This window comes from Microcoleus sp. AR_TQ3_B6, assembly GCF_036702785.1.
Lineage (GTDB): Bacteria > Cyanobacteriota > Cyanobacteriia > Cyanobacteriales > Microcoleaceae > Microcoleus.
Map to the genome: position 1 here is coordinate 18,991 of NZ_JAUBVJ010000050.1, position 18,563 is coordinate 37,553.

15 protein-coding genes are annotated in these 18,563 nt (G+C 46.5%); 6 read left to right on the forward strand and 9 right to left on the reverse strand.

Annotation, left to right across the window (positions count from 1 at the left end):
- Positions 1-162 precede the first annotated feature (162 nt).
- Positions 163-2,667: an SdrD B-like domain-containing protein gene (locus QUB56_RS22145; protein WP_332958156.1), complete on the forward strand. Its 2,505-nt coding sequence runs from the start codon at positions 163-165 to the stop codon at positions 2,665-2,667.
- Between the two features lie 400 nt (positions 2,668-3,067).
- Positions 3,068-3,928: an SDR family oxidoreductase gene (locus QUB56_RS22150; RefSeq protein WP_332958158.1), complete on the forward strand. Its 861-nt coding sequence runs from the start codon at positions 3,068-3,070 to the stop codon at positions 3,926-3,928.
- Between the two features lie 1,587 nt (positions 3,929-5,515).
- On the opposite strand, the gene QUB56_RS22155 is transcribed toward QUB56_RS22150, so the two are convergent.
- The 7 genes from QUB56_RS22155 to QUB56_RS22185 form a co-directional block, all read right to left on the reverse strand.
- Positions 5,516-6,178 carry a transposase gene (locus QUB56_RS22155; protein WP_332958199.1) on the reverse strand — a complete coding sequence of 221 codons (663 nt, stop codon included), beginning with the start codon at positions 6,176-6,178 and terminating at the stop codon, positions 5,516-5,518.
- Positions 6,156-6,308 (reverse strand): hypothetical protein, encoded by a 153-nt coding sequence (locus QUB56_RS22160; RefSeq protein WP_332958159.1) that lies wholly within the window; start codon positions 6,306-6,308, stop codon positions 6,156-6,158. Before QUB56_RS22160 ends, QUB56_RS22155 begins: the two co-directional genes overlap by 23 nt.
- Positions 6,309-6,330: 22 nt before the next feature.
- The gene (locus QUB56_RS22165) at positions 6,331-6,753 is read right to left on the reverse strand and encodes a hypothetical protein (protein ID WP_332958160.1); all 423 of its coding nucleotides are present in this window, start codon (positions 6,751-6,753) and stop codon (positions 6,331-6,333) included.
- Positions 6,754-6,859: 106 nt separating this feature from the next.
- Positions 6,860-7,858 carry an MBL fold metallo-hydrolase gene (locus QUB56_RS22170; protein ID WP_332958161.1) on the reverse strand — a complete coding sequence of 333 codons (999 nt, stop codon included), beginning with the start codon at positions 7,856-7,858 and terminating at the stop codon, positions 6,860-6,862.
- Positions 7,809-8,612: an SDR family NAD(P)-dependent oxidoreductase gene (locus QUB56_RS22175; protein WP_332958162.1), complete on the reverse strand. Its 804-nt coding sequence runs from the start codon at positions 8,610-8,612 to the stop codon at positions 7,809-7,811. The genes QUB56_RS22170 and QUB56_RS22175 overlap by 50 nt, the downstream gene beginning before the upstream one ends.
- A gap of 75 nt (positions 8,613-8,687) precedes the next feature.
- Positions 8,688-9,974: an RNA-guided endonuclease IscB gene (iscB, locus tag QUB56_RS22180; protein WP_332958163.1), complete on the reverse strand. Its 1,287-nt coding sequence runs from the start codon at positions 9,972-9,974 to the stop codon at positions 8,688-8,690.
- Positions 9,975-10,317: 343 nt separating this feature from the next.
- Complete coding sequence (locus tag QUB56_RS22185) at positions 10,318-10,620, reverse strand: hypothetical protein (RefSeq protein ID WP_332958165.1); 303 nt, start codon at positions 10,618-10,620, stop codon at positions 10,318-10,320.
- 230 nt (positions 10,621-10,850) lie between these two features.
- On the opposite strand from QUB56_RS22185, the gene QUB56_RS22190 reads away from it, so the two are divergent.
- Positions 10,851-11,297: a BP74-related protein gene (locus QUB56_RS22190; protein WP_332958166.1), complete on the forward strand. Its 447-nt coding sequence runs from the start codon at positions 10,851-10,853 to the stop codon at positions 11,295-11,297.
- Positions 11,298-11,595: 298 nt separating this feature from the next.
- Here QUB56_RS22190 and QUB56_RS22195 read toward each other — a convergent pair whose 3' ends face one another.
- On the reverse strand, positions 11,596-12,624 hold the full coding sequence (locus QUB56_RS22195) for a hemerythrin domain-containing protein (protein ID WP_332958167.1): 1,029 nt from the start codon (positions 12,622-12,624) through the stop codon (positions 11,596-11,598).
- A 430-nt stretch (positions 12,625-13,054) separates the two neighbouring features.
- On the opposite strand from QUB56_RS22195, the gene QUB56_RS22200 reads away from it, so the two are divergent.
- The 3 genes from QUB56_RS22200 to QUB56_RS22210 all read left to right on the forward strand — a co-directional run bounded on the left by QUB56_RS22200 (position 13,055) and on the right by QUB56_RS22210 (position 16,004).
- Complete coding sequence (locus QUB56_RS22200) at positions 13,055-14,320, forward strand: pitrilysin family protein (RefSeq protein WP_332958168.1); 1,266 nt, start codon at positions 13,055-13,057, stop codon at positions 14,318-14,320.
- Positions 14,321-14,583: 263 nt separating this feature from the next.
- Positions 14,584-15,852, forward strand: a complete 1,269-nt coding sequence (locus tag QUB56_RS22205; protein WP_332958200.1) for a pitrilysin family protein — start codon at positions 14,584-14,586, stop codon at positions 15,850-15,852.
- Positions 15,849-16,004, forward strand: a complete 156-nt coding sequence (locus QUB56_RS22210; protein WP_332958169.1) for a hypothetical protein — start codon at positions 15,849-15,851, stop codon at positions 16,002-16,004. The genes QUB56_RS22205 and QUB56_RS22210 overlap by 4 nt, the downstream gene beginning before the upstream one ends.
- 205 nt (positions 16,005-16,209) lie before the next feature.
- Here QUB56_RS22210 and QUB56_RS22215 read toward each other — a convergent pair whose 3' ends face one another.
- Positions 16,210-18,480 carry a patatin-like phospholipase family protein gene (locus QUB56_RS22215; protein WP_332958171.1) on the reverse strand — a complete coding sequence of 757 codons (2,271 nt, stop codon included), beginning with the start codon at positions 18,478-18,480 and terminating at the stop codon, positions 16,210-16,212.
- Between the last annotated feature and the right edge of the window lie 83 nt (positions 18,481-18,563).

Genomic DNA, 18,563 nt, shown 5'->3' on the forward strand with positions numbered 1-18,563 from the left:
AAGCTTGAGGCATTGTTGTGTTAGATGGGGAACATTACCTCAAGAGCAGACGTATGTAAAATCGAGTAGCGGTTGTCAGCTATTAGTAAAAACTACTCAGCAAGTTACAACCCATACAGTAGTCTGTAATTTACGTGGATTTAGGTGTGAAGGAGAGAAATCATGGCTTCAGATAATCGCAGTGCCCAGCAATTACAGCCAGTTGTGGTTGGGAATACTGGTCCGGCAATTTTAGGAATCAAGTTCAATGACCTGAACGCGGATGGCATCAGACAGACCAATGAACCAGGTCTGGCAAATATCCCGATCCTCCTCGAATCAGCCACAAGCAGCAACGGTGTATTTAATCCTGGTACTGGCGAATTCACAACCACGACGGACGCTAACGGCGCGTTCTCATTCATAAATCTTATTCCTGGCAACTACGTACTCACGGAAACCGCAATACCTTCTGGTTTCCGGGCTACTACTCCCAACCCCCTCGCAGTCACTGTCGGCAACACAAACGTCAACGTTTTCTTTGGCAACACAGCAGTTACAGGCAGCCGGATTGTAGGATGCAAATACCTAGACCTAGATGGGGACGGCTTTCGAGATGGTGATGAACCGGGGATTAAAAATGTCAGGATATATATTGATTCAAATGGCAACGGCCAACGCGATGCAGGGGAACAGAATACCCTAACAGACAAAAATGGTGCGTGGTCGTTTAATGTAGCACCAGGCACGTACAAGATTCGGGAAGAACGAGTCAACGGTATCAACGGACAACCCCTAGAAAGAGATTTCCCGCAAAGCACCCCACCCCAAAACATTCCCCTACTGGACGTGACGGTAGCCGCCGGTCAAACCTTTGCCTGCGCTCAAGTTGGCGACACTCCGCTTTATCAAATTGAAGTTAACAAATTTCGGGATATAGACCGCAGCGGCACGCGAAATCTGGTCAATGGAGTTTTGGAACCCCCCATTGCTAACGTACCTTTCATTTTAGATTTGAACAGGAACGGTGGTTGGGATCAAGGCTCCGAACCGATCGCAATTACGGATGCAAACGGAATAGTTACCTTCCGGGATTTGCGAGCTGGCAATTATGCCGTATTGGAAATTTTTCCATCTGTACTGCCTGCTGCAGTAGGTGGCGGTACCCCAGGCAACCTGAATGCTCCAGTATCCACCACTCCCAACCCCGCTCTGGTTTCAGCGCCAGGGCCGCAGGCACGCTTCCAGGGTACGATCAGCAGAGAGCAACCAATCTTAGTAACAGACGCAACCTACACGCTGAAACCAAACGACCCTAAATTCGTAGATACCAACCGCGACGGCATCCAACAAGCAGGAGAAGTTTCTATTGCAGCAACGGGTGTACGACCGATTTTTGCAAACACTCCTTTGCCTTTCCCAGCCACTAACCCCTCACCAGCACTTACCTTTACTCCTGTGTCAGCTAATAATGCTTCAGGAGGGAATACTGGTGTGGGAAACACTAGACCTAACATCACTGTATTCAAATACAATGACCTGAACGCAAACGGTCGCTACGAGCCAACTCAGGGTGAAGCACCCCTTAGCGGTGTCTCTGTCTACCTCGACACCAACAATAATGGGGCTGCCGACGCCGGAGAACCACAACTACAGACTAATGCCCAAGGGAGAGGAGCATTTACCAACTTGGCACCGGGCAATTACACGGTGCGGGAAGTAGTACCCGGTGGTTTCTCGCCTTCTACATCTGCTGTCGTTCCGTTGACTCTCAACACTCAGGACGCTAACGTTACTTTTGCTAATACCCCGAACAGCAACATAACTGGTTGCAAATTCGAGGACTTTAACCTCAACGGCTATCGAGACGGAAATGAACCGGCTATTAGTGGCGTTACTGTGTATCTCGATACCAATAACAACGGCGTCCTGGATTCAGGGGAAGCCAGTACCACTAGCAATCAGTTTGGTACCTTTGCGTTCAACAATTTGGCTCCCGGTACTTATAACCTTCGAGAGGCAACTCCTGCTGGTTTCTTCCAGACGACTCAACCGCTGAATATCGTTCTGGGCCCCAATCAAACTTTTACTTGCGCTTTGGTTGGCAACTCTCGGCGCTATGATTTGCCAGTACCCAAATTCCGAGACGACAACCGGAACGGCATACAAGATGCAGGCGAACCGCCTCTTGCCGATATCCCATTTACTTTGGATTTGAACGGGAACGGTCGCTACGATCCTGCAACTGAACCTCTGGTCAGAACGGACGCTAATGGGATTGCTCGGTTTTCAAATTTGAACCCGGGGACTTACTCGGTTTTGGAAGTCTTCGATCCGAGTGTTCCCAACCCGTTCCCGATCCCAACGGGGCCTAATCCTGTTAACTTTACCGTGCCTGGCCCCACTACAGTGCCTACTGCTGTACCGACGGCCACTGGGGGTACGGCTACACCGGCTCCTATCGATCCGTTGACAAACCCCGGCCGTTCACCCGCGGCTGTGCCCAGCGCCGATATCTTGATCGCTCCTGAGAGTGTAGGTGTTAGCAGCTTTATTCCTGTCTCCAACCTCGCAGAAGAGGTGAGTTCGCTGGTTCAACAGTTTTTCGACAACAACGGTCTCAACGACAAGGACGCTAAATTAATCTTGGGCGCTTCTACTCAGAATACTTCGGGTGCCTGGTTGTAATATTAGGTTGGGTTTCTAGTTCGAGACTCAGCAATTAGCAACTAGCTTGTTTAAACTGCACGTCAAATCATGTTTTGGCGTGCTTTTTGCTGTTTTGAAAATAATTAGAGGCTCGCGGGGCGGGTTTATCGATTTCTTTAATTACCGGAAATATTTTTCGTGAAACCTGCCTCTACAACAAATATATCTCGATGCTGCAAGGGGCGGGTTTTACCGACAATCTTTGAGGAAAACTCACAATTAATATAAACCCGCGCGCCACAATCATGGGTTCGGAAGGCGGGTTTATTTATCTCTTTAATTACTGTCTTTAGTCGTAGGGCGCGATCGGCAAAAAGAATGATTCGCTACCCCAAGAAAACCTTTATTTATAGAGTTATAGAACTTAGAGGAATATTTTATGCCAACTCAACAACAAACCAATCCGGCTCAACATCAAGAACAGCGACCCGGTATTGAATCCGAAATGACGCCGCAACCTCAATCCTTTATGGAGGGGTATCGCGGTACCGACAAATTGCGGGACAAAGTAGCCTTAATTACTGGCGGAGACAGCGGTATCGGGCGCGCTGTGGCGATCGCTTTTGCTAAAGAAGGCGCAGACGTGGTCATCAGCTATCTCAACGAAAATGAAGATGCTAACAAAACCAAAGAGGCGATCGAACAACAAGGCCGCCGCTGCATTGCGATCGCCGGCGACATCGGCGAAGAAAGTGTCTGTCAAAACCTTGTAGAACAAACAGTTAAAGAATTCGGCCATCTCGACATCCTCGTCAACAATGCCGCCGAACAGCACCCCCAACCAAGCCTTGAAGACATCACCGCCGAACAATTAGAGCGCACCTTCCGCACCAACATTTTCTCAATGTTTTTCCTAACAAAAGCGGCTCTAAAACACCTACAAGAAGGCAGTGCAATTATTAACACTACCTCTGTCACCGCTTACAAAGGCAATCAACAATTGCTAGATTACTCCTCCACAAAAGGAGCGATTGTTGCTTTTACCCGCTCTTTGTCTCAAAGTTTAGCTGAGAAAGGAATTCGCGTCAACGGAGTAGCTCCCGGCCCGATTTGGACGCCTCTAATTCCCTCGACTTTCCCCGAAGAAAAAGTTGAGAAATTTGGTGCAGACACCCCCTTGGGACGCCCCGGTCAACCCGATGAAGTTGCCCCGAGTTACGTGTTTTTAGCTTCAAAAGATTCGTCTTACATGACTGGTCAAATTTTGCATCCCAACGGCGGCTCTGTGATTAACGGATAGAAAGGACTTGCGTAGAAATAAAGTACCAGTCAAATAGGGATAATCGTGAGCTCCCATTCTGTAAGGTTTCAGAACGTTGCCACTCCGGTAGATACTGTTGTAATTGCTTTGGTAAGTAAGTCATTGCAATAAACAATAGTATCTTGTAGGGGTGGGTTTTGCTAACCATCACTTCTATAGCGCATCTGAATGATTTGTGTAAAAAGAAAAGTGGTAAGCTCAAATTCCAGAAAAAAAGGGGGTAGACAAGTAGTTAGTCCCAGCAGCGGACGCTCCCACTCGCGACAGGAGGCGATCGAACACCGAATGTGCGGGCGCCCGTGAGCGCTGGCAATCGCAAGTCGGAACACAAAAAGGAGAAAAAAATGTTAAACGATAAAAAAAAATAGGAGAGAGAATTAGAAGAGTTGCCAAACTTTATTTTTCCAACTAAAAATATCACCGAGTGGAAAATATCACAGGCTGTTAAGCCCAGGTTTAAAGGATTTAGTTATTGAGAAATCGAAAAAAAATTAGAATTTTCAACGAATTTTCTTGCACGAACTAACAGAAAATATTTAGCCGGGGGAGTCGCGGCATTAAAGTTACAATATCCCGGTTTAAAGAGCTATTTAACTAAGGAACAGCTATCCGCAACTATCTAGGGGCAATCTCAACCGGAAAACCGGAATCTATCAGAACTAAAAAGATACTTAATCCAATTATAATGTAATATTTAACTCGCGGGAAAGTTACTATTGAATGTGGAAATCTAGTCTATTAAACTGGTAGAATAGCTATTGTAGAAGAATGGGGTAAACAGCAATATATTATTCAATAAAAAACGCTATACTTGGCGAGATATTATCTCAAATCACCAACCAGAAATAGCAGATGGAGAATAGCTAGTGTATGCCTGAGATGAGTGTCAGTTAAAAGGTAGGAAAAACGAGGGTAAATCATATCAATTCCAGTTGTATCGGAATGATTAAACCACAGAGGGCACAGAGAAAGAGAAGAGAGAGATAATAATTCCGATGTCAACGGATTAGATATTACCGTCAGAATGTTCAATAATATCATGTCCGGTCGATTACTGTGATTGCTGTAGGGGCGGGTTCACCAATAATATTTGCCAAAAACGGACCATCGCACAAACGGGCCCCGGCAATTGTATTATGGGCGATCGATCGGACATTATATAAGGTGTTGTTTATTTTGCCCCTAGGGTTCCGAATAAAATCCAGTAGAAAGTATTTGGCTACAAGCTAAATACTTTATTAGAGGTTTTTACGATGTATGTAAAAGTTTTAGCATGGTTAAGAAACTATTTTAATTTTTATTTAAGTTTAAACTTTTCACTCCTCCTCACAAAAAAAATATGATGCTTTTGCACAAATGATTTAGACTTGCTATATATAAGCTCATGAATACAAAAGCACTAACGCCAAGCGTTTAAAAGACATAAACACCTCTAGGAAGTCAAAGCAAGGATTTGTCTGAAAAGCCGGTAACAGGGATAAGTTCTCGTTCCTGAATCGGTCTTACTGGCAGAGGTGTTTTGACATACTCCGGGCGCGTGAACGCACGAGGATTCTAATTCGTGGTTCATCGAAGTCCACTTACTATTTCAAGTTGCCCATCAATAGCAGAGGTGTTCTTCTCCCCACGCTTTCCCTCTTTCAAGGCGGATTCCTCTTGCCCAGAGGTACCGTGTTGCCATTCAACACCCAACATTTTCCTGCCCTTCTTGAGGATATTTCTCGCGGCATTTGTATCGCGGCAAATCTCTACTCCGCAATTAGCACATGAATGAGTTCTGGTGCTGAGTGATTTTTTCGCTCTCTGGCCACAATTAGAACAATCTTGAGATGTATAGGCAGGACTAATAGCCACTACCGCTTTATCCCAGATTTTCCCGTAGTATTCCAACCATTGACTGAATTGATACCAACTAGCATCGGAAATTGACTTAGCCAAATGATGATTTTTGACCGTGTTCGCAATCTGCAAATCTTCATACACCACGATATCGCTACACATCACTAAGTTTCGGGCAAGCTTAATCGCCCAATCTTTCCGCTGGCGTTGAATTTTGAGATGAACTCTTCCACATCTATTCCGTGCTTTATGGTAGTTGTTTGACTGAGGCTTTGCACCTTTAACAAACTTTTTACTCAACCGTCTAGCAGCTTTTTTAAATTTACGCTCAGACTTTCTGAGGAATTGAGGATAGATGACAGCGTTATCATTTTGGTATGAAGGTGAAATACTTCAATCCTAGATCCAATCCCACAATATTACCTGTGTACACTCCTTCCTCTTTGCGGGTGGCATCAAAGCAAAATTGAGCATAATACCCATCTGCTCGTCTCACCACCCGCACACGGTTGATTTTCAAGGTATGGAGATCTTCTCGCGTTTCATTGTTGCAAAATAGAGATAGAGTTCCAATTCCCAAACCAGAGCGTGAAGTTAATGCTCATGCAATCTTCAGACAGCTTCCAGCCGGAAACTTTATATTCTACCGAGCGACAATGTTTTTTGAACTTAGGAAAACCCTTTTTTTTCGCTCCTTGTTTGCACCTAGTATAAAAGCTAGAAATTGCCGCCCAAGCACGTTCTACGCTAGCTTGTCTAGCTGCTGAGTTCAATTTTTGGGCGAAAGGAAACTCTTTAGCGAGATCTTTGCATAGTGTATACAAGTTTGCCTTGCCAACCTTCTCGTTATCCATCCAAAATCTCACAGCTTTATTTCTAATGAACTGCGCCGTCTGGATGGCTTCATCGAGTGCTGAATACTGCTCTCCTGTTCCGTTTTTTAGCTTTGCTTCTCTTACTATCATGGAATTCTTATACCATGCCTAATCACTTTTTATCTGGCAAAATTCCAAATAAAGCTGTCGTGAACGACGGGGCGTTTACCCAAATTTTCGGTAAATGATGAAATGTCTAGTTGTGAGAACTGCTGGACTTGCCAGCGAACGCTTTCAACTCAAGGGCGTCGTGACTGCAGAAGAGGCGCACGCTGCTACTTCGATCGACTGATAATGCGCGCAGCCGGTCTTGATTGAGCAACCTAGCCTTGCGGTCTACCTCCATCATCCACTGGTAGGCGCGCAGTGCGGGCGTGCAGCGCCGTTTCGAGGAACCCATCTCGTCTCGGTAAAAGTAGGCATCGCCTGCGTGTAGCAGCCAACCGTCCGGGGTGTCGATCGCGATGCCGGCATGACCCCGCGTGTGACCGGTAAGCGGGATCAGCAGAATCTCTGGTGGCAGCCCCTCAAGATCGCGGACTGCCTCAAAACCGAACCAAGGTTCGCCCCCCGCCGAATAGTATTTCCAGCTTTTGACTTCATCCCACTGCCCTGGACGATAGCGCCTTTTTGTGATGAAACCGTGCCGATCGTGCGCGGCATCGATTTCCGACTGCATAACGTGTACCGTTGCTTCAGGAAAATCCTCTAGACCACCGGCATGATCGAAATCGAGGTGGGTTAGCACTATATGGCGCACATCGCTTGCAGAAAATCCAAGCTGCTCGATTTGAGCGATCGCTGTGTACTGGCGATCGAACTGGATGTTATTAAAGTGGATAAAGAATGCGCTCAGCCGGGAATAGGGGGACTTGATATCCTGCTGTCCGAAGCCGGTATCAATGAGAACAAGTCCCTGATTCGTTTCAATCAGCAGACAGTGGCAGACGAGGTTCGCCGTCAGCCCGCGACTGAAGCCATCAAAGAGCGCCCCGCCTATCGGGCACATACAGCCACAATTGAGATGGTGAATTTGCATAAATCCTCTGTTACGATGCCTCCGAGGAGCCATCCTAAATGTGTAAGTTCGGGCGTCGTTTCCAAGAGTGTCAACGGAGCATATTCGATCGATCTGTAGGCGCAGATTACTTATTAGCCGACCCTGGTTCAGTAAGTTGACGGTGCTGTTCGGCATTAGCGGTATCAGGCAAGACCTTGCTCACCGTGCCCTGAAGCTTCGTCTTGAGCGATCCTGCAATAATGCTGTCCTTGTCTGCCATCAGCGCCTCAAAACCTTGCTTGGCAACCATAGCCGGGTCATCTTTGGGATCGGCACCCGCCTTAGTATCATCCATTTGGGCCCGATGGAAGAAGTTGGTATCGGTTGGCCCTGGCATCAGCGAGGTGACGGTGACGCCCGTATCCTTCAACTCGTTACGCAGCGCCTCCGAGAACGAGTGCAAAAACGCTTTGGATGCCGCGTAGACTGCCTCAAACGGCCCCGGCATCAGGGCGGCAATCGAGGAAGTGAAGAGGATGCGACCCTGGTCGCGATCGACCATATCCTTCAGTACCCGTTTGGCGAGATGTACGGAGGAGACGACGTTTAGCTGGATCAGATTGAGTTCGTCCTTCAGGTCAGTTTCGCGGGCAAAGTCGCCACCGACACCTACACCTGCGTTAATCGCGATCGCATCCACCGATCGACCAGTCGCCTTAATCTTGCTGTAGAGCGTTTCAACACCGTCGTAGGTAGCGAGGTCTGCCTCCACCGTCTCGACTCGGGCACCTAGCTTCTCGAAGGCAATAGCTGCTTCATTGATACTTGGGCCGGTGGAGGTGACTAGAAGATCGAAGCCGTTTTGAGCGAACTGTTTGGCTAGTTCGTAGCCGATGCCGTTAGAGGCACCCGTCACGACAGCCAAGGGGCGGGTCAAGGAACTGTTCATCTTTCTTCCCTCCTGGAGACCCCCGCCATAGCTGTAATCAGCACGGGGCAGGTGGGAGGAAAGGAGGGGCAGCACTTAGAAGGCATACGAATAACCATCCTTTTTGTGAATATGTTTGCAGTATTTGTGACTGATTCCTTGAACCAGTCCATCAGGTGTTGAGATCTTGAAACTTCCAGTGGCACGAGTGGCTACCCGACCAAGATATGTCCCAATCTTTTTTCCAGAAGTGACAACAGCTGTAACGATGTCACCCGTCTGAAATCCTTTGTGGAATTTGGTTCTTGAGCAATAACAAACCGGAAACCCAAACTTATCAGTGCGGCACTGCTGGTGAGTGCCGTGACCCTTGGCAGCAATCAGTAGAGGCTTAATAGCTGCTGTGATTAACTGTTCTGGTGTCGATGCTCCAACGCAAGCTGCGTCCCAATAGTGAGTCTTTTCCAATCCTCGGATAGTTCGGTTGTACTTAGTGCGTCCACCTGTGGCAACCTCAACAGGCAAGCCTGTTTTCTTGAGGTTTTCGTACAAGTTCGATCGGGTTGCATTGACGGCGGCTGTATCTGCTAAGGGTCTTTTGGCTTGAGACAAGATTCGTAAGAGCTTGTCTGGTTTACCCTTGAGAAAATCTTTGATATCTTGGTTTCCTTTTTTCTGATTGCAGGGATTACAGGGTAAACACAGATTACTGACTCGGTTAGAACCTCCTTTTGAGCGAGGATTTATATGCTCAATCTCAAGAGGAGTGTCTTTTACACCGCAGTAGGCACAGGTTCTCTTCCATTTCTCCAGTAAAAATTCGCGAATCTCGTAACCAGCTAAGGTTCCTTGCTGATAACCAACCCCGCTAATTTCAGAGTCTTCCATCTGTTGAGTGTCAAACCTGACTAACTCCTGGGATATGGCAGTAATTTGACACAGTGATGATACGCGCTTAACCCAAGTCAAGATGTTGGAGACTCTGCTATTTAGGGATGGCGGCAACCATCCTTTAAGACGGGTGCGATTTAGGAACCGAGGTTTGCGATAACGAGTTTTACGGTTACGACGTGAGCGCCTTAACTGACGACGTGAAGTCAAAGCATCCCGAATCTGAAACCCTCGGTGCTGTAGTTCGGTTACCCAAACAACTTCACCTGTACTGTCGTTGATAAGTGCTAGTCCAGTGGTTTTCGCACCAGGGTCAATTTTGACTCGAAGCGATGCTATCTGTGGGTTGGCAACTTCATCCTTTAGTATCACGGTGAAAGGGTAGCGCCGAAATACGGCAGCCTTCCCTTGAGACAACAACATTCTTGCCCTACCGGGATAGATAGGATTGAGAGGTTGTTTGTTGGTATCTAAAACGAAAACTTTACTCACGAATGAGTCTCCTTGCGGGTAATGTTAGCTTCGACAATGTTTAAGGTCGGTACTATCTCAAAAGCACTGCCTCCCAAATGGCTGTTTAACTTCTGAGTTCTAGAGCTTGGAACTAGCTACGCATCCCAAGGTAGGAATTTTAACGCTTGCCTTAAACTGAGGTATCTCTACCTGAGTCTGGTCAACTAGGGCTGTGTTTCAAGCCCCCACTAGAATCGGTACTCCGATTTAGTGGTGGGTTGTTGACAACTGTCCAAACTCCTGTGTAACTGCTCCGTACTCATGTGTCTGAGCTTTCTTTTTTTTCTACCAGACAACCTGTGTGACTGTGGCTTTTCAACTTTTACAATCCTAGGAAGGCAGCAGTGCGATCGCATCTTTCCAGGGACGTATCGCTATTGTGTTTTAGATATCTCCAATAACTCCCAAAGTCTATCCCCGCTTCAGCTTGTTTTTTGGCTGGCTGCCTCCCAGATCCGGGCAGGCAGCCAGAAACCAATTGATAGAGGTACGCGGTGGCCGCAGGCAAGCAGGAGAGGGCGATAGTTAGTTTCCACATTGAAGACTCTCGATCGGATGGTGCAGTAATAACCCACATTCCGCACTTCTTAACATAGTCAAAAATATGTTGACGATAAAACGTCATCCTAGGAATTTAATCGCCAACATATTCTCGATAAATAATGACTATTGAAAACCCATAAACACTCCTTAATAAAAACTCATATTTCTACATATCAGCGGAATGCGTGTAGACAAAGAATTACAGCCATTTCGTACCAAAAAATCCCCAATTAATATTAAGGTTTGCGGAATGTGGGTAATAATAATTGCACCAGAGTGGTAAGATTTTTTTGGCAAGTAGAGGTATTTACCATGAATCTCTTTCAAAAACTAACTTCTCTGACACGTCGAGTAGTAATTGTATTGGCTCTTGTTGGTATGCTTGGTATCAGCTTTAGTGTTCCAGCATACGCGGCTACACCTGCTAGATTTGCCTTTGAGTACCCACCCGCCTCCGATCAATTCGTTATTGAACTCACTGATGAGAGTAAGATCCAACAAGCCCGAAATATACTCAATGGAACCGAGACAAATGACACCCATGTACTCGGAAGAATCATAAAAACATCTGCTCCCTACAATTCAAAATGGAGCTATCAATTAGATCCAGCGTCTATCAGCTTCTTTGGCTACGCGATAGAAGTTTGTGATGCTAGAATTGGCTACGTCGAAGACCACCTTGATGAAGTGGGTGGAGCATTTTTACCCGGTGGTTTCTGGTGTCCTTGGAATTCACGGCTAGTCAAGGAAATTCAGTAACGCGAAAACTTTCAGTCAAAATGCGATCGCATTTTTCTGGAGTTAACACCTGTTGTCGAAGAGCCTGGTTTTTCTGGTGTAGGTCGGCAATCACTTTTTGTGCCGCATCCAGTTCCTCTTTAAGTCTAGAAACTTCTACCTTCAGTTGTGCTACTTCAGAATTTTGAAAGGATGTACGTATCTTCTCAACAGCCGGGTTGTATGTGATAATCCCGCCACCAGGTTGGTAGCGGGATTGATAGGTTGCAGTTTAGCTATTCTCTAGTTTGGCTAGAGTGAAACTTAGCCGACTGCTGAATTAGCTCTGGCTAGCCATTTCTTGCTGCATCGTGCTTTTGGCTTCTTTGAATTGAGTAGCCATTTGTTCCATTTGTGCTTCGCTCAGGTTGCGGCGAATTTGAGGGAACATATCGTTTTCTTCTTGTCGAACGTGATCCTGAACCGCTTTTTGGAGCTCTTTGATTTGCTCTTTGAAATTAGAATCAGTGGGGTTGAGAGCCTTAATTTGGGCAAGCATCTGCTTCATTTCTGCTTGCTCGTCGAACAGTTCTTGAGTATTGCCGTAGTAGCTGCGAACTGCGGGATAAACAACTTGTTCTTCTGCTTCGGCGTGAACGCTGAGGTCTTTGTAAAGTTGACCGAAGAATTCTTGCAGTTTGTGAGGATCGTCGGTGCTTGCGATTTCCATAAATAGGGTATCGGTTTTCCGGTGATCCATTGAGATGATTTCGGTGATGTTCATCTCATCTTTGGTGCGGGTAACTGCTCCGCCGATGATGCCAGTCATGGCTGCCATTGCATCTTGCACGCGCGCCCAAACGCCTTGGTCGGGGTCTTTGCCGGTCAGTTCGCGGACACCTAAAACTTCGAGAACTCCTTTGAGTTGTTCTTGGTGAGCGCGGTTTTCAAAGTTAACTGTGTTGAGGGGAGTAATAGCAGCTTCGATGTCGGCGCCGACTACTTGAGCGGCTTTGTGAATTAGCAAGCCGGCCATTGTTTGTTTGTGTTTGAGCAGTTCGTGCTGGGTGACTTTTTCAAACAATGTGAGTTCAGATCCTTGCATGAGTTTCTGAACTTCTTCAATCATTTTTGTGCTGGTTTCTTTGGGCTCGGCTTGAATGCCGTATTGCACGATCGTGGTTTCTAATACGCCCAGGTTTTTGCGATCGTCCTCAAGCATATCCCGGAAGCGCTGGGCTAGTTCGGAGTCGTTGCAGGAATTGATGAACAATTGCTCGTTGGCGATCAACAGGTTTTGCAGCGCTTTCATGTCTGCTAATTTAGTTGCGATCGCTTGGCGCTTGGTATCTTCTAAGGTAGCTACCATCTGTCGTTTCTCCTCTCAAGGTCTTTAGTGTTCTTACATCTTTTAATTTATGGAAATATTCCGATCACACCCTCTTTCTCCCGACTGATTCATTAATATCCCGCGCAACCTATTGACTTTTGAACAAAAAAATGGTAAGTATTTGAGACTGCTTAAAAAAAAGCAAAAAGCAAAAAATAACTGATGAGTAAGGATTAATGGCAGAAGACTCCGCCCAAAAACGGATACCGTGCCACGTAACTCCTGTCGCGATCGGCTCAAAATTTTAGACTCTTGTTCCAGCCCCCAGATTCATCTGTGCAGTAAATCTAAAATCTAAAATCTAAAATAGACTGACTGATGATTTCTGTATCAATTAATCCCGATCGCAGAGCCCTAAAGCGCTACCATAGTTGCAGCCGAAGTTAACTAAAGTTTAAGAATAACTAGCTTGTCTCAACTGCTCACTGCTTTAGAGTTCCCAGCCAATGTCTGGAAGCTCAACAACGGGTTAACGGTCATTCACCAGCGGCTCTCGGCCACACCCGTGGTCGCCCTAGACGTGTGGGTGAGGGCTGGCGCTACGCTGGAGCCGGATTCTTGGTCGGGAATGGCTCATTTTCTAGAACACATGATATTTAAAGGGACGGATTCGATCCCCCCTGGAGAATTTGACCAAGTAATAGAAAATCGCGGCGGTGTCGCGAATGCAGCTACAAGTCACGACTACGCCCATTTTTTCGTCAACGCAGCAGCCGATTATTTAGCAGAAACTGCCCAGCCGCTGGCAGAATTGCTGCTGCGCGCTTCGATTCCCGATCGGGAATTCGATCGCGAGCGAGATGTGGTGCTAGAAGAAATCCGCCAAGCTCAAGACAATCCCGATTGGCTGGGTTTCCAAGCCATGATGGAAACAGTTTACCAGCGACATCCCTACAGGCGCTCGGTACTCGGCACCGAAGAGCTGCTGATGTCGCGAACTCCCCACGAAATGCGCTGTTTCCACCGATCGCACTATCAGCCGGAAAATATGACTGTGGTGGTAGTTGGGGGAATTGACGAACAACAGGCCAGAGATGTTACGGAGAAAGCATTCGAGCAGTTTTCGGATCGGTGGGATTGTCCCCAATTCACCGCTGAGGCGGAACCGCCACTGATAGAAATTCGCCGTCAAGAACTCTGTCTCCCCCGATTGGAACAAGCGCGGCTGATCATGGCCTGGACGGGCCCGGGAGTTGAACACTTGCAAAGTGCTTGCGGCTTGGATTTGCTGTCGGTGTTGCTCGCAGATGGGCGGACTTCGCGTTTAGTCAGGGAACTGCGGGAAGAATTACAATTGGTACAGGCGATCGACAGCACTTTCTCGCTGCAACGGGAATCGAGTTTATTTACTATCAGTGCAGTCTTGGATGCGAAGGATATCGAACAGGTGGAATCTCGGATTTGCGATCGACTTTGGCAATTACAGTCTGAGCCGGTTTCCGAGGTAGAATTGCTCCGCTGTAAGCGCTTGCTGTGCAACGATTTTGCTTTCTCGCTGGAAACGCCGGGACAGCTAGCGGGTCTTTACGGATATTACAATACGATCGCCACTGCGGAATTAGCCCTCAGCTATCCCACCAGAATTCAATCATTTGGACCCTTAGACCTCCAGCGCCTGGCTCAACAATATCTCTCTCCCAGACGCTATACGGCCGTGGTACTCAAACCAATCTAATAATAGTTCACTGTTGATTGTTCACTGTTGACTGTTCACTGTTAACAGCAACTAGGTTGGGTTGAGACATGAAACCCAAGTCTATTAATTGGAAATTTGAGATTTGTCCCTCAATCTACAATCTCAAATCGCCAATCTCAAATCGGATGATCGGTAACGCTCACGCTCTACCCATCCTACGAATAATCATGACTAACAGCCAACAGTCAACAGTCAACAGTCAACAGTCAACAGTCAACAGTCAACAGTTAACAAAGAATTCAATGAAAAATGAAATCCAGCGCACGGTTTTAGACAACGGTATTGTTGTCTTGGCAGCAGAAAATCCAGCAGCAGATATTATTGCAGCTAGGATATTCCTGCGGGCCGGCAGTCGCTACGTGCAGCCGGAACAAGCAGGATTGTGTCACTTGCTGTCGGCGGTAATGACTAAGGGAACCGATCGGCTGTCTTCGCTGGAAATTGCCGAGCGTGTAGAATCGGTGGGAGCGAGGTTGAGTGCCGACTCTACTACAGACTATTTTTTAGTGAGTTTGAAGACGGTTTCTGCGGATTTTGAGGAGATTTTGGAGTTGGCGGCGCAATTGACGCGATCGCCCACTTTCCCGGAAGCTGAAGTCGAACTCGAACGCCGCATTGCTATATCGGCAATTCGATCGCAGCAAGAACAGCCATTTGCGATCGCCTTTGAGCAATTGCGGCACGCGATGTACCAGGAACACCCCTATGCTTTCTCTCCCTTGGGCACGGAAGCTACGATGTCAAAGCTAACCAGAAACGAGCTCGAAGAGTTCCACAAAACCTATTTCCGTCCCGATAATGTAGTTATTGCTGTAGCCGGCAGAATATCGACCGAAGATGCGATCGCCCTGATCGATCGAACTTTTGGCTCCTGGAAAGCGCCTTTAACACCCCTGCCAACTTTAACCGTCCCCCCCCTATACCCCTCCCCTCAATCGGTCGTTACTGCGCAAGATACGCAGCAATCAGTGATTATGCTGGGCTACCTCGCACCCTCTGTCAAAAATCCCGACTATGCAGCGATTAAGTTGCTGAATACTTATTTGGGTAACGGTTTGTCGAGCCGGTTGTTTGTGGAATTGCGGGAAAAGCGGGGCTTGGCTTACGACGTTTCCGCAGTCTACGCGACGCGCTTGGACACGGCTCAGTTTGTCGCGTACATGGGTACGGCGCCGGAAAATACGGCGACTGCTTTTGAAGGATTGCGCGCAGAAGTCGATCGACTCATCAGCATCCAACTAAGCGAGGAAGAATTGCAATCTTGCAAGAATAAAATGCTCGGTCAATATGCTTTAGGAAAACAAACTAATTCGCAAATTGCCCAAGTTTTAGGGTGGTATGAAATTTTGGGATTGGGAATTCAGTTTGACCAGCAATTTCAAGAAGAAATTGCACAGGTGACCGCTTCACAGGCGCGGGATGCTGCTAAGAAATACTTCATCGAACCGTATATTTCTTTGGTCGGCCCGGAGGCGGCGATTGCAGAGTTGGGTGTAGCGGCTGTTTGTTGAGTAGGAAATTGGCGATCGAACTTTTCACAAGTTCGATCGAGGCGATCGCAGATAAAAAGACTTTTCGCTTAACAATTATTGGTGCTTTGCGATCGCTTTTAACCTTTCCAAACTTAACAACAAAGCCAACTATTCTTGCTGGCATTATCTAGAACTGAAACCGACCACCTCAACGAACTTTTTGCTGCTGGTATAACGTTCAGGTTGAGCGGTTGCAAATAGCACTCCTAGCACCACCAGCGACTTTCAACAATCCCCTCCAACCGAATTGTTAGGTTGCGCGGTTAGCTTAACGATTCCGCGATCCCGCCTTTGCTAAATAGACAGTAGGTGTAGATCGCTAGACATTCGCTTAATCTAACTCAAATCGTTGCCAATCGATCTGATCACACAAGGGTTATGATTGTCATTCATACGCAGCCGACCCTTTGCAAAGCCTTGTCGGAATTTTTCGATATCACAGGCGGTTGCGGGGTCATTGGGATCGGGTGTCTGCCGATCGATAAATTTCCTTGAGCGCTCAGAGATGAGCCAACCCAGAGGCAACTTAACGCCATCACCTGACTTTTTCAGGAACAAGGTTCTGAATTTATATTTGAGTGGATCGTCAATCCCATCATTGAGCGTGAACGTAGACAACTCAACAGCACTGCTGCTGCGAGACTTGCGCGCCCTAAACAAGGTACGAACTGGCGATAAAACCTCGTTGAGTCCTACACTCTTGAGTTGAGTTGTAGGCTCGTTCAATGGCCCATCAATTAAGGATAGGTAGACAATTTCAAAGGTTGTTCCGTAACCCTTAAGTCGCTGTAAGCTGCGCCCAATGTCCAAAGCGGTAGGAATACCAGAATTATCAAAATAACCGCCATCAGCCAAATGCAATTTACTTTTGTCCTTACTGCGTTGGTACCACCCTACAGGGGTGAAGTAGGGAAAACGAGCACTGAGGCCGGCCGCTGTACTCAGTTTCAAATCTAGATCGGGTTCATCAATGGCAATATTTTCTTTGTTGGGCAAATTAATCTGAAAGGGGCTGATCGCCAGGCGATCGCCAGTTTCGACAACAGTTGTGTTGAGAACCAGTGCAGGGGCGATGCCCTGGGGCTGCCAGTATTGGTAAAAAGACTGCCGCAAGGGATTATCGTGATTTGGAAGAGACAGCTTATCCCAAGCTTTTTCAAACGCAACTTCCAAACCTCTTCCCCGATCCCAATCGTATATTGGGAAAAACATAAATCGCTGAATCATGTCAGGGAATAGCCCCATCGTTAGGAGGGGCGTAAGCAAGTCACTGCTAAACAGTTTGCTAGCCGTTTGGCTAAGGGATTTACTACTAATTCCACCAAATTTCACCAAACTTGAAAAGGCAGAAGCCCCCAAGCTACCGCCAGAAACACTACTGATTGCAAATATATGCTGAGGAAAACTTGGAAAATATTCTGTTAGCTTTGTGAAGGCTGTCGCTGCATGATAAGCGGCATAGATACCCCCACCTTGAGCCGCAGCGATATAGACAGGATAGGGTTTATTTGAGAATCGATCGAGATCGGGGCGATTAGCTAACCATTGCTGAAAACTAGATTCTAAAGTTGGAAGGACTGACTTTTCGGGTTTGCTGAATTGTCGAAAGCGGTGATTGTCATTAAAATCAAATGCGCTAGAAACAACAATCAACACGATTAGAATCGTAATCCCAGGTATTTTGTTTTGCAGACTCCAGTCGTAAATAGTTGAAAAAACAATCACCAGAATCGTCAATGATATTGCCACCACACTAATTGAACCCAGGCGATCTGGAAGAAATGTCGGAGGCAATATCAACCCTAAGGCGAGGGAGCCCAGCAGAGAAATTAAACAAGTAATAACAACTTTTGTATTTCGTGATTTTTCCGTCTGCCAAGAAAACAGCGCCACATTAAAAAATACTAGCAACAAAAAAACACCAACTAAACCAAAAGACAAAGGTGCATCTTGTGCTGCCACGAGCATAGGGAAAGATAAAACAATAAAAACAAAGCAGGCAATATTAACAAATATATTTTCAAAGTCTTGCCCAAATAGACCTTCACCTTTCTTGTTAGAGGCCAAGGCACCTAGGAAATTTGAGTCTTTTAAAAATTCAATTCGGTAAATTATTAAACAACCTAAAATTCCTAATAAGACTATATTGCTAAACATCCACACTAGCAAAAAAATCTTGGGAGTAGGAGCCGATAAGTTCTGCAATGTTTTTTGGGTCTCCCAAGTGCCATAAGCAAGGCAAGCCAGTGGTATAGCACCTAGCCCACGAGGTGCAATTTTGTATAACAAATCGAATTTTGGATTGTAGAATTCAGGAAGACGAGCTTCATAGCATATCTCAAGTAAACGTGCCGCGAACCACACACCAAGTGAAAGCAAAGCAACCAATACTGTAGAAAAAACTGCCTGAGCTACATTATTATCGAAAGCAATTACACGATAGACCTCAATGGTTTGATCTATCTGGGTAAAAACATACCCAGATGCGACTGCAATTGTCAGAGGCACTTTTAAATATATCAAAAACTGCACGATAGGTTTAAGCTGGTCTTCAAAGCAATTAGAAATAATTTCTATTAATTTATTTCTGTTATCAATTTCAGCCATATCTCACTAACCAATGACTTTAAAGGAACATCTTTATCTCGAAATAACTGCAACCTAACGTCTAAACTGAGCGGAAAACGATC

What these genes read in the sequence shown, in the direction of transcription:
- QUB56_RS22145 (WP_332958156.1), top strand. Translation starts at nt 163, where the DNA reads ATGGCTTCAGATAATCGCAGTGCCCAGCAATTACAGCCAGTTGTGGTT.
- QUB56_RS22150 (WP_332958158.1), top strand. Translation starts at nt 3,068, where the DNA reads ATGCCAACTCAACAACAAACCAATCCGGCTCAACATCAAGAACAGCGA.
- QUB56_RS22165 (WP_332958160.1), bottom strand. Translation starts at nt 6,753, where the DNA reads ATGATAGTAAGAGAAGCAAAGCTAAAAAACGGAACAGGAGAGCAGTAT.
- QUB56_RS22170 (WP_332958161.1), bottom strand. Translation starts at nt 7,858, where the DNA reads ATGCCGAACAGCACCGTCAACTTACTGAACCAGGGTCGGCTAATAAGT.
- QUB56_RS22175 (WP_332958162.1), bottom strand. Translation starts at nt 8,612, where the DNA reads ATGAACAGTTCCTTGACCCGCCCCTTGGCTGTCGTGACGGGTGCCTCT.
- QUB56_RS22185 (WP_332958165.1), bottom strand. Translation starts at nt 10,620, where the DNA reads ATGACGTTTTATCGTCAACATATTTTTGACTATGTTAAGAAGTGCGGA.
- QUB56_RS22190 (WP_332958166.1), top strand. Translation starts at nt 10,851, where the DNA reads ATGAATCTCTTTCAAAAACTAACTTCTCTGACACGTCGAGTAGTAATT.
- QUB56_RS22195 (WP_332958167.1), bottom strand. Translation starts at nt 12,624, where the DNA reads ATGGTAGCTACCTTAGAAGATACCAAGCGCCAAGCGATCGCAACTAAA.
- QUB56_RS22205 (WP_332958200.1), top strand. Translation starts at nt 14,584, where the DNA reads ATGAAAAATGAAATCCAGCGCACGGTTTTAGACAACGGTATTGTTGTC.
- QUB56_RS22215 (WP_332958171.1), bottom strand. Translation starts at nt 18,480, where the DNA reads ATGGCTGAAATTGATAACAGAAATAAATTAATAGAAATTATTTCTAAT.